Raw genomic sequence first — 9,928 nt, 5'->3', positions numbered from 1 at the left:
ACCGTGCGCGAGGCCACGGGCGGCGCGCAGATCCCGTGGGAGAACGCCAGCCTGGAGGGCGAGTTCCACTTCCGCCCCGCACGGCCCGCGCCGGCCCCACCGGTCGCCGCGCTGACACCGGAGCCGCCGGCGCCGCGCGAGACCGACCGGCCGGTCGAGCGGCTGTTCTGGGAGAGCATCCGCGACAGCCGCAATCCGGCGGAGTTCGAGGCGTATCTGAGGCGCTTCCCCGATGGCGTGTTCGCCGATCTCGCCCGCGCGCGGATCGCCGCGTTGACGCCATCGCCACCGCCGCCGGCGCCGCCCACCCCGCCGCGCGCGGCGACCACGCCCGCGCCACCCCCGCCCGTGCCGTCGCCGGCATCGCCACCTGCGGCGTCGCGGCCATCCCCGCCGCCGGCGTCGTCGCCGCCTCCGCCCCAACCGCAGCGTCAGGCCGGGGTCGCCCGTCCGCCCGCGACCCCTCCGACGCCGCCCCCCGCGCGCCAGCCGCCCGCCGACCCCGGATGCGTCGTCCGGATCTCTCCCGGCATGGCCACCGCCGCCGGTGCGCCGGGGCGGATCGAGATGCGCAACACCGGCGCGCCCTGCCGCTTCCAGCTCTGGTTCAACCGCGCCAGCGGCGTCCAGTTCCGCAACATCTGGCTCTCGGTGCAGCCGCAGAGCGGCGACGTCGTGATCGCCAACCCGGGGTTGGGATACCGGCCGAAGCCGGGCTTCCACGGCGAGGACCGGTTTGTGATCGAGACGATCCCGAATGGCAGGCTCTATGTGACGGTAAGGGTGCTGCCGGCGGAGTGATGCCGCCGCGGGCGGCAGTTTTGGGGTTGACCCAGGCCGGGCGAGGGTGGCGGAATCGTGGCGGATGCTGGCACGGCTCATCCTGGCGCTTGCGCTCGTGCTCTCCTGGGGCAGCCCGGCGCTCGCCCAGCGGGTGGCGCTGGTGATCGGCAACGGCGCCTATGTCGAGGCGCCACCGCTTGAGAACCCGGCCAACGACGCGACCGACATCCACGCCGCGCTGACGCGGCTCGGCTTCGACAGCGAGCTGGTGGTGGACGCCGATCGCATCAGCCTTGAACGCGCGATCCGCCGCTTCGGCGACCGCGCCGTCGGGGCCGAGGCGGCGATGCTGTTCTACGCCGGCCACGCGGTCGAGGTGGCCGGGCGCAACCACCTGATCCCGGTCTCGGCCTCGATCCGCTCCGACCGCGACCTGCCGTTCGAGACCGTCGATGTCGATGCGGTGATAACGCAGCTCGAGGGCCGGGCGCGCGTGATCCTGCTGTTCCTTGATGCCTGCCGCGACAATCCGTTCCGCCTGCGCCTCGCCGCGCAGGGCACGCGCGGCATTGCCGGCGCGGGGCTCGCCGCGGTGCGCGGGCCGGTAGGCACGCTGGTGGCGTTCTCGACCGCGCCGGGGACGGTGGCGCAGGACGGGACGGGACGGAACAGCCTGTTCACGGCCGCGCTCCTGCGCCACATCGAGACCGAGGGGCTGGAGGTGCGGCCGATGCTGGGCCGGGTGCGCCAGACCGTGCGCGAGGCCACGGGCGGCGCGCAGATCCCGTGGGAGAACGCCAGCCTGGAGGGCGAGTTCCACTTCCGCCCCGCACGGCCCGCGCCGGCCCCACCGGTCGCCGCGCTGACACCGGAGCCGCCGGCGCCGCGCGAGACCGACCGGCCGGTCGAGCGGCTGTTCTGGGAGAGCATCCGCGACAGCCGCAATCCGGCGGAGTTCGAGGCGTATCTGAGGCGCTTCCCCGATGGCGTGTTCGCCGATCTCGCCCGCGCGCGGATCGCCGCGTTGACGCCATCGCCACCGCCGCCGGCGCCGCCCACCCCGCCGCGCGCGGCGACCACGCCCGCGCCACCCCCGCCCGTGCCGTCGCCGGCATCGCCACCTGCGGCGTCGCGGCCATCCCCGCCGCCGGCGTCGTCGCCGCCTCCGCCCCAACCGCAGCGTCAGGCCGGGGTCGCCCGTCCGCCCGCGACCCCTCCGACGCCGCCCCCCGCGCGCCAGCCGCCCGCCGACCCCGGATGCGTCGTCCGGATCTCTCCCGGCATGGCCACCGCCGCCGGTGCGCCGGGGCGGATCGAGATGCGCAACACCGGCGCGCCCTGCCGCTTCCAGCTCTGGTTCAACCGCGCCAGCGGCGTCCAGTTCCGCAACATCTGGCTCTCGGTGCAGCCGCAGAGCGGCGACGTCGTGATCGCCAACCCGGGGTTGGGATACCGGCCGAAGCCGGGCTTCCACGGCGAGGACCGGTTTGTGATCGAGACGATCCCGAATGGCAGGCTCTATGTGACGGTAAGGGTGCTGCCGGCGGAGTGATGCCGCCGCGGGCGGCAGTTTTGGGGTTGACCCAGGCCGGGCGAGGGTGGCGGAATCGTGGCGGATGCTGGCACGGCTCATCCTGGCGCTTGCGCTCGTGCTCTCCTGGGGCAGCCCGGCGCTCGCCCAGCGGGTGGCGCTGGTGATCGGCAACGGCGCCTATGTCGAGGCGCCACCGCTTGAGAACCCGGCCAACGACGCGACCGACATCCACGCCGCGCTGACGCGGCTCGGCTTCGACAGCGAGCTGGTGGTGGACGCCGATCGCATCAGCCTTGAACGCGCGATCCGCCGCTTCGGCGACCGCGCCGTCGGGGCCGAGGCGGCGATGCTGTTCTACGCCGGCCACGCGGTCGAGGTGGCCGGGCGCAACCACCTGATCCCGGTCTCGGCCTCGATCCGCTCCGACCGCGACCTGCCGTTCGAGACCGTCGATGTCGATGCGGTGATAACGCAGCTCGAGGGCCGGGCGCGCGTGATCCTGCTGTTCCTTGATGCCTGCCGCGACAATCCGTTCCGCCTGCGCCTCGCCGCGCAGGGCACGCGCGGCATTGCCGGCGCGGGGCTCGCCGCGGTGCGCGGGCCGGTAGGCACGCTGGTGGCGTTCTCGACCGCGCCGGGGACGGTGGCGCAGGACGGGACGGGACGGAACAGCCCGTTCACGGCCGCGCTCCTGCGCCACATCGAGACCGAGGGGCTGGAGGTGCGGCCGATGCTGGGCCGGGTGCGCCAGACCGTGCGCGAGGCCACGGGCGGCGCGCAGATCCCGTGGGAGAACGCCAGCCTGGAGGGCGAGTTCCACTTCCGCCCAGCGCCAACCCGCGGGCAGGACGTCGCCGCGCGGCCGACCGAGCCGCCGCGGACCGGGGTGCCGCAGGCGACCGGCCCCGACCCCGCCACCGAGCGGCTGTTCTGGGAGAGCATCCGCGACAGCCGCAACCCCGATGAGTTCGACGCCTATCTGCGGCGCTACCCCAGCGGGGTGTTCACGGACCTTGCGCGCAGCAGGATCGCCGCCCTGGGCGGTTCCCGCGGCATCACGCGGGTCGATCCGCCAGCGGCGCAGCAGGCCCCGGCACCGCAGCCGGTCACACCGCAGCCGGTCACACCGCTGCCCACCCCGCCGGCGGCACCGCCGCAGCCCGCGGCGCGGCCGACACTCCCACCGCAGGCCGCGGCGCCACCGCCCACCCCACGGCCCAGCCCGGCGCCCACCCCGGAGCGCCAGGCGGCGCTGGCGCGCCCGCCCGCGCCGCCCCCGACCGCGCCCGCCGTACCCCGCGCCCCGGCCGATCCGCGCTGCGTCACCGTGGTCCATGCCGGCATGGATCGTGCGGCTGGCGCGCCGGGGCGGATCGAGATGCGCAACACCGGTGCAGCATGCAGCCTGACGGTGTACCAGGACCCGATCTACCGCACGCCGTTCCGCCAGATCTGGCTGACCGAACAGCCGCGCAACGGCGACGTGACGATCGACAACCCAGCCATCCGCTACACGCCGAAATCGGGCTTCCACGGCGAGGACCGGTTCATCATCGACACCATGCCTGACGGCAGGCTGTTCGTGACGGTGCGCGTGCGGCCGGCGGAGTGACGGCTCACCCGTCCTCGTTGGCGGCGAGATGCTCGCGTGCAAGCGCTGCGGCAGCACTGTCCGGCGCGGTGCGGATCGCCGCCTCCCAGTCCGCGCGTGCCGCACCAAGGTCGCGCTGGTCGCGCCGAAGGAGGCCCCGCTCCAGCAGCGCCTCGGGGTTCGCCGGATCGAGGGCGAGCGCGCGCGCGAGGTCGTCCTCGGCGAGCGCGGGCTGACCCGCCTGCCGCCAGGCGGAGGCGCGCAGCACCAGCGCCTCGGCGCGATCGGGGCGCAGGTCGACCACGCGCGAAAGGTCTTCGACCGCCTCGTCGAACCGCCCCTGGCTCGCCGAGGCGATGGCGCGGTCGGCCAGCAGCTCCGGATCGTCAGGACGCGCGGCGAGACCCATGGTCGCCGCGGCATGGGCGCGGTCCGGCCGGCCGACCGACAGCCAGAGCTCGCTCGCCTGGGCGAGCAGGGCGGCGCGCGCATCGGCCGGGGCGAACGCGTCGCGTCCGAGTGCCTCGATCATCTCTGCCGCAGGTTCCAGTTCGCCAAGCTGGATCAGCGCGGTCGCCGCGCAATGGCGCGCCGCGTCCCCGCCGCCCGCGGCGATCCAGCCCTGCGCTTCCGCATGGGCAAGCGGCGGATCGACCATGGCCAGCCCCATGCAGCGCTCGTAGTCCGAGCCGTCAGGGCCGCCGCTGGCGACACCGCCGGGCTGCGCGGCCGGCGCGGGCTCCGGGCTCGGTACGGCCGCGGGCGGCGCAGCGGCCGGCTCGGCCGCGACGGGCACGGGCTCCGGCGTGGCGAGCCACCAGGCACCCGCTCCGCCGAGCGCAGCCAGCACAAGCAGGGTCGGGAGCCAGGGCGTGGGCCGGCGTCGCATCCTGAGCGCGATGGTAGCGCAGGCGCCCCGTCCTGCGTCAGTCCGGTTCGACCGCGATCACCCGCGCCGGGCAGCCGTCGCTGTCGGGCAGCTTCAGCGGCAGGGCATAGACGGTCGGGCGCGCGGTGCGGAGCGCGCCGAAATTGCAGACGTACTCGATCAGGATCACGCCGTTGCGCAGCAGCACGTCGTGGCTGACGAACTCGGCGATCGGCGCGGTCTGCCCGCCGAGCAGGCCCCGGATCGGGTAGTCCTGCGGGAAGTCCGGCGCGAGCGCCTTGATGCGGCGGGCGAGCAGCCATTCGCAGGCCGCGCGCGTGAGCCACGGCGCCTCGGTCCAGAACGCGGGGCTGTGCAGGCGGCGGCGCTCGTCCCAGCGCGTGCGCAGCAGCACGATGTCGCCGGGGCGGATGTGCCCGCCGCGCTCGGCGAGCAGGCCCGCGTCGATCGGCGCAGTGTCGGGCGCGTCATCGAGCGGGATCACCGCCGCCTCGCCGATCGTCGCCTCGAGCGGCACCTCGCTCGAGGTCGGTCCGCCGGGGACCATATGGCGCGGGCTGTCGATATGGGTGAAGCCGTGCACCACGAGGCCGAGCCAGGTCACCTGGAACGGGTCGCCGCGGGCGAAGTCGGATTTCAGCGACCGCTCCATCGGCCAGCGGAAATGCGGTTCGATCGGCACGGTGAGATCGACGATGCGCATGGGGCTCCTTGCGTGGCGCCGGCGCTCAGCGGCCGGTGACGATCCTCGGCAGCGCGAGCGTCACCGCCGGCACGTAGGTGACCAGCAGCAGCACCGCGATCAGCACGGCCAGGAACGGCAGCGACTCGCGGATCACCGTGGTGGGCGAGACCTCGGCCATGCTCGCGGTCATGTAGATCAGGTAGCCCACGGGCGGGGTGCACAGCCCGATCATCAGGTTCAGCACCGTGATCACGCCGAACTGCACCAGGTCGATGCCCAGGCCCTGCACCAGCGGCAGGAAGATCGGCACCAGGATGATCAGCGCGGCGATCGGGTCGAGGAACATGCCGATCGCGAAGAACAGCAGGTTGAGCAGCAGCAGCACCACCGGGCGCGAGGCGTCGAGCCCCGTGATCGCGGCGGCGAAGGCGCGGCTCACGCCCTGGTCGGCGATGATCCAGGCGAAGATCGAGGAGGCGCCGAGGATCACCAGCACCGACGCCGTCCCCTGCGCCGCCTGCACGAGTGCGCGCCAGAGCCCGCCGAGGCTCAGGCCGCGATAGACCAGCACGCCGATCAGCAGAACGTAGAGGGCGGCGATGCCGCCGGCTTCGGTCGCCGTGAAGGCACCGCCGCGGATGCCGCCGACGATGATCACCGGGGCGAGCAGCGCGGCCGAGGCGCGCCCTGTCTCGCGCAGTCGGGTCGGCAGGGTGGCGCGGGGCTCGCGCGGCAGAGCGAGCTGCCCGGCGCGCCAGTACGCGACCAGCCCGAGGCCGAGCGCGATCAGCACACCCGGAACGATCCCTGCCAGGAACATGCTGCCGACCGAGGCGCCGGCGAGCACCGCATAGACGATCATCGGGATCGAGGGCGGGATGATGGGGCCGAGGATCGAGGCGGTCTCGATCAGCGCGGCGGCGAAGCCGGCCGGATAGCCCGCGCGCCGCATCGAGCGGATCAGCACCGAGCCGACCGCGGCCGCGTCCGCCACCGCCGAGCCCGAGATGCCCGCCATCACGAAGGAGCTGACGATCCCGACCTGCGCGAGCCCACCGCGGATGTGGCCGACCATGGCGCGCGCGAAGCCGAGGATGCGCTCGGTGACGCCTGCCGCACCCATCAGCTCGCCGGCGAGGAAGAACAGCGCGATCGCCAGCAGCGCGAAATTGTCCATGCCGCCCACGAAGAACTGAGGCATGACTTCCAGCGGCACGCCGGGCCGGAACAGCAGCAGCGTGGTGAGCGACGCCCCGAGCAGCGCGAACACCAGCGGCACGCCGAGGGCTGCGAGCCCGAGCATTGCACCCAGCAGCACGGCAAGCGTCATGGTCCGGCGCGGTCCTCGTCCGGCCCCAGCACCAGGTCGAGCAGGATCGTGACGATCCAGAGTGCCGCACCGATCACGACCGCCGCGTAGAGGTATTGCAGCGAGACCCCGAGCGCGGTGTAGCGGTCATGGGCGGTGAGCTCGATCAGGCCGAGCCCCTTCCAGGCCAGCAGCGCGAGCAGCGCGACAGCGAGGGCGGCCCCGAACCAGCGCAGCGCGCGTGCGAGGCCGGGTGGGGCGCGGTCCGCGACGAGCTCGATCCGCATGTGGCGCGCGCGCGACGCCGCGATCAGCACCAGCCACACGAACAGCAGCCGCGTCAGCTCCTCGCCCCACGGCATCGGCACGCCGAGCAGGTAGCGCGCCGCCACCTGCGCGCAGGTGACGCCGAGCACGCCGAGCAGCAGCGCGGCGGCGGCGATGTCGAGCAGGCGCCCGAGCAGCCGCCGCGCCGCCCGCGGCGAGATCACCTCAGCGCCAGGATCGCGTCGATCAGCGCCGCGCCGTGCTGCGCGACGAACGCAGCCTTCACCGGCTCGAGTGCCAGCCGGCGGAACGCCTCGGTATCGACCCGCTCGACCACCTCGACGCCGGCGGCCTTGATGGTGGCGAGGTCCTGCCCCTCCTGCTCGCGGTTGAGCCGGCGCTGGTATGCCGCGGCCTCGCGCGCGGCATCGACCAGCGCCTTCTGGTGCGCTTCGGGGAGGGCGCGGAACTTCGCCAGGTTCATCGACACGATCGAGACCGTGTAGGCGTGGTCGGTGAAGGAGAGGTGGCGCTGCACCTCCTGGAACCGGTTCGAGCGGATGATGTTGAGCGGGTTCTCCTGCCCGTCCACGGCGCGCGTTTCCAGCGCGAGATAGACCTCCGTGAAGGCCATCGGCGTCGGATTGGCGCCCCAGAGCCGGAACGCCTCGACATGCGCGGGGTTCGGCGTGGTGCGGATCTTCAGCCCCTGAAGGTCAGCGGGCGTGACGATCGGGCGGCGGCTGTTGGTGATCTTGCGGAAGCCGATCTCCCAGAACGCGAGCCCCTTCATCCGGTGCTTCTCGAGCTCGGCCAGCAGGCCGCGCCCGACATCGCCGTCGACGACGCGGTAGACGTGGTCGTGGCTCGCGAACAGGAACGGGATGTCGAGCGCGTTCAGCTTCGGTTCGAACCGTGTGTAGAACGGATTGCCGGTCTGGCCGAGGTCGAGCGTGCCGAGCCGGACGCCCTCGAGCACGGCGGGGTCGTTGCCGAGTTCGCCAGCGGGGTGGATGGTGATCCGGATCTGGCCGTTGGTCGCGCGCGCAACCTGCTCGGCCATGTGCACCGCGGCGGCGTGGTGCGTGTCGCTGGTCGGCTGGGTGTGCGCGAAGCGCAGGGTGGTCTGCGCCTCGACGGCGAGCGTGATGCTGGTGGCGAATGCTGCACCGAGCAGCACGAGGCATGATCTGCGCATGGACCGTTCTTCCTCCCTCGCGGTTCGTTGAGATTTGCAAACCAATCGCGGTGTGTCAAACACCGTGGCATGGGCAGTGGGCGTCTTCTCGTGCTCGGACTGGGCTACACCGGTGGTGCGGCGGCACGCGCGGCGCACCTCTCCGGCTGGCCGGTCTCGGTGGTCACGCGCGATCCGGAACGGCCGGCGGCGCGGGCGCTGGCGGCCACGGGGATCGGTGTGGTCGGGTTCGTGACTCCCGGGCGAGCGCTCGCCGAGGCGACGCATCTGCTCGCAACCGCCGCGCCGGAGGAGACCGGCGATCCGGTGCTGGCAGCGCACCGGGAGGCGATCGCGGCTGCGTCCGCGCTGCGCTGGATCGGTTATCTCTCGACCACCGGCGTCTATGGCGATCGCGGCGGGGACTGGGTTGACGAGACGACCGAGCCCGCGCCGGGTCAGGTCCGCAGCCGGCGCCGCCGCGCGGCCGAGCAGGCGTGGGAGGCGGTCGCGGCGCGGCGCAGCGCCGCGCTCGACCTGATCCGGCTCGCCGGCATTTACGGCCCGGGCCGATCGGCGCTGGATGAGGTGCGCGGCGGCCGGGCGCGGTGCGTCGTCAAGCCGGGCCACGCCTTCAGCCGCATCCACGTCGCCGACATCGCCGGGCTGGTGCTCGCGGCGATGGCGCACCCGGGCGCTGGCGTGCGGGTGCTGCACGGGGCCGATGACCTGCCCGCGCCCTCGGCCGAGGTGATCGCCGAAGCGGCGCGGCTGCTGGGCGTGCCGCCACCGCCCGAAGTGCCGTTCGAGGAGGCGGCGCGGCGCATGTCGCCGATGGCGCTGTCGTTCTGGGCCGAGAACCGCAGGGTCGCGAATGCGATCACCAAGGAGACGACCGGCTGGACGCCGCGCTACCCGAGCTACCGGGAGGGTCTAGCCGCCATCCTCGCCGAGGAGCGCGCCGAGGGTGCGGCCCAGCAGTGAGAGGTCGGTCTCGCGCGACAACCGGTGGTCGCCGTCCTTGATGAGCGTCACCTGCACGTCCTCGGCGGCGAGGCGGTCGGCGAGGCGGAGGCTGGTCTGCCACGGCACGGCGTCGTCGCGCTGCCCGTGCAGCAGCCGCACCGGACAGGCGAGCGGGAGCGGCGCGCGCAGGCAGAGATGCCGCCGCCCGTCCTCGATCAGTGCGCGCGTGTAGGCGTAGCCCGCCGGATCGTAGGGGTTCGGCTCGCGCACCACGCCGTCGCGGAGCAGCGCCGCGCGCGTGGCCGCGTCCCAGCGGTCCCACAACAGGTCTTCGGTGAAGTCGGGTGCTGCGGCGATGCCGACCAGCGCGGCGATCCGGTCCGGGCGGGCGAGGGCCACGTTCAGCATCGCCCAGCCGCCCATCGAGGAGCCGACCAGCACGACGGAACCCTCGGTCAGCCGATCCAGCGCCGCGAGCGCGTCCGCCGACCAGGCGCCGATCGTGCCGTCCTCGAAGCGGCCGTCCGAGACACCGTGGCCGGTGTAGTCGAAGCGCAGGAACGCCTGGCCGCGCGCGCGGCACCACGCCTCCAGGAAGGTCGCCTTGGTGCCGGTCATGTCGCTGCGCAGGCCGCCGAGGAACATGACCGTCGGCCCGCGCCCGGGGGTCGCCACGTAGGCGATCCGTCCGTTCGGCCCCTCCAGCATGGCGTATCCGTCCATCCGG

General features: G+C 73.6%; 9 protein-coding genes and 1 pseudogene. 4 read left to right on the top strand and 6 right to left on the bottom strand.

Annotation, left to right across the window (positions count from 1 at the left end; translation table 11 throughout):
- The 3 genes and pseudogenes from ACTIFU_RS04785 to ACTIFU_RS04775 all read left to right on the top strand — a co-directional run.
- Positions 1–801 (top strand): annotated as a pseudogene (locus tag ACTIFU_RS04785) (hypothetical protein); the annotation flags it as partial.
- 64 nt (positions 802–865) lie between these two features.
- The gene (locus ACTIFU_RS04780) at positions 866–2,335 is read left to right on the top strand and encodes a caspase family protein (RefSeq protein WP_439577147.1); all 1,470 of its coding nucleotides are present in this window, start codon (positions 866–868) and stop codon (positions 2,333–2,335) included.
- 64 nt (positions 2,336–2,399) lie between these two features.
- Positions 2,400–3,929, top strand: a complete 1,530-nt coding sequence (locus tag ACTIFU_RS04775) for a caspase family protein (RefSeq protein ID WP_439577146.1) — start codon at positions 2,400–2,402, stop codon at positions 3,927–3,929.
- 4 nt (positions 3,930–3,933) lie between these two features.
- On the opposite strand, the gene ACTIFU_RS04770 is transcribed toward ACTIFU_RS04775, so the two are convergent.
- Genes ACTIFU_RS04770 through ACTIFU_RS04750 form a run of 5 tightly spaced genes read right to left on the bottom strand, consistent with a single transcriptional unit; the run spans position 3,934 to position 8,256 of the window.
- Positions 3,934–4,797 (bottom strand): tetratricopeptide repeat protein, encoded by an 864-nt coding sequence (locus ACTIFU_RS04770; protein ID WP_439577145.1) that lies wholly within the window; start codon positions 4,795–4,797, stop codon positions 3,934–3,936.
- A gap of 37 nt (positions 4,798–4,834) precedes the next feature.
- Positions 4,835–5,500 (bottom strand): cyclase family protein, encoded by a 666-nt coding sequence (locus ACTIFU_RS04765; protein ID WP_439577144.1) that lies wholly within the window; start codon positions 5,498–5,500, stop codon positions 4,835–4,837.
- 25 nt (positions 5,501–5,525) lie between these two features.
- Entirely contained in the window at positions 5,526–6,812 is a 1,287-nt protein-coding gene (locus ACTIFU_RS04760; protein WP_439577143.1) for a TRAP transporter large permease, read from the bottom strand.
- On the bottom strand, positions 6,809–7,282 hold the full coding sequence (locus ACTIFU_RS04755; protein WP_439577142.1) for a TRAP transporter small permease: 474 nt from the start codon (positions 7,280–7,282) through the stop codon (positions 6,809–6,811). The genes ACTIFU_RS04760 and ACTIFU_RS04755 overlap by 4 nt, the downstream gene beginning before the upstream one ends.
- Positions 7,279–8,256: a DctP family TRAP transporter solute-binding subunit gene (locus tag ACTIFU_RS04750; RefSeq protein WP_439577141.1), complete on the bottom strand. Its 978-nt coding sequence runs from the start codon at positions 8,254–8,256 to the stop codon at positions 7,279–7,281. Before ACTIFU_RS04750 ends, ACTIFU_RS04755 begins: the two co-directional genes overlap by 4 nt.
- 69 nt (positions 8,257–8,325) lie before the next feature.
- Between ACTIFU_RS04750 and ACTIFU_RS04745 the strand changes: the two genes are divergently transcribed.
- The gene (locus ACTIFU_RS04745) at positions 8,326–9,219 is read left to right on the top strand and encodes an SDR family NAD(P)-dependent oxidoreductase (RefSeq protein ID WP_439577140.1); all 894 of its coding nucleotides are present in this window, start codon (positions 8,326–8,328) and stop codon (positions 9,217–9,219) included.
- Here the strand turns inward: ACTIFU_RS04745 and ACTIFU_RS04740 are convergent.
- Positions 9,169–9,924 (bottom strand): alpha/beta fold hydrolase, encoded by a 756-nt coding sequence (locus tag ACTIFU_RS04740; protein WP_439577139.1) that lies wholly within the window; start codon positions 9,922–9,924, stop codon positions 9,169–9,171. The two genes, ACTIFU_RS04745 and ACTIFU_RS04740, sit on opposite strands and share 51 nt — an antisense overlap.
- Positions 9,925–9,928: the final 4 nt, after the last annotated feature.

The organism is Elioraea sp., assembly GCF_051860475.1.
Taxonomy (GTDB): Bacteria; Pseudomonadota; Alphaproteobacteria; order Acetobacterales; family Acetobacteraceae; genus Elioraea.
This window is presented reverse-complemented; position numbering and strand designations above follow the sequence as displayed.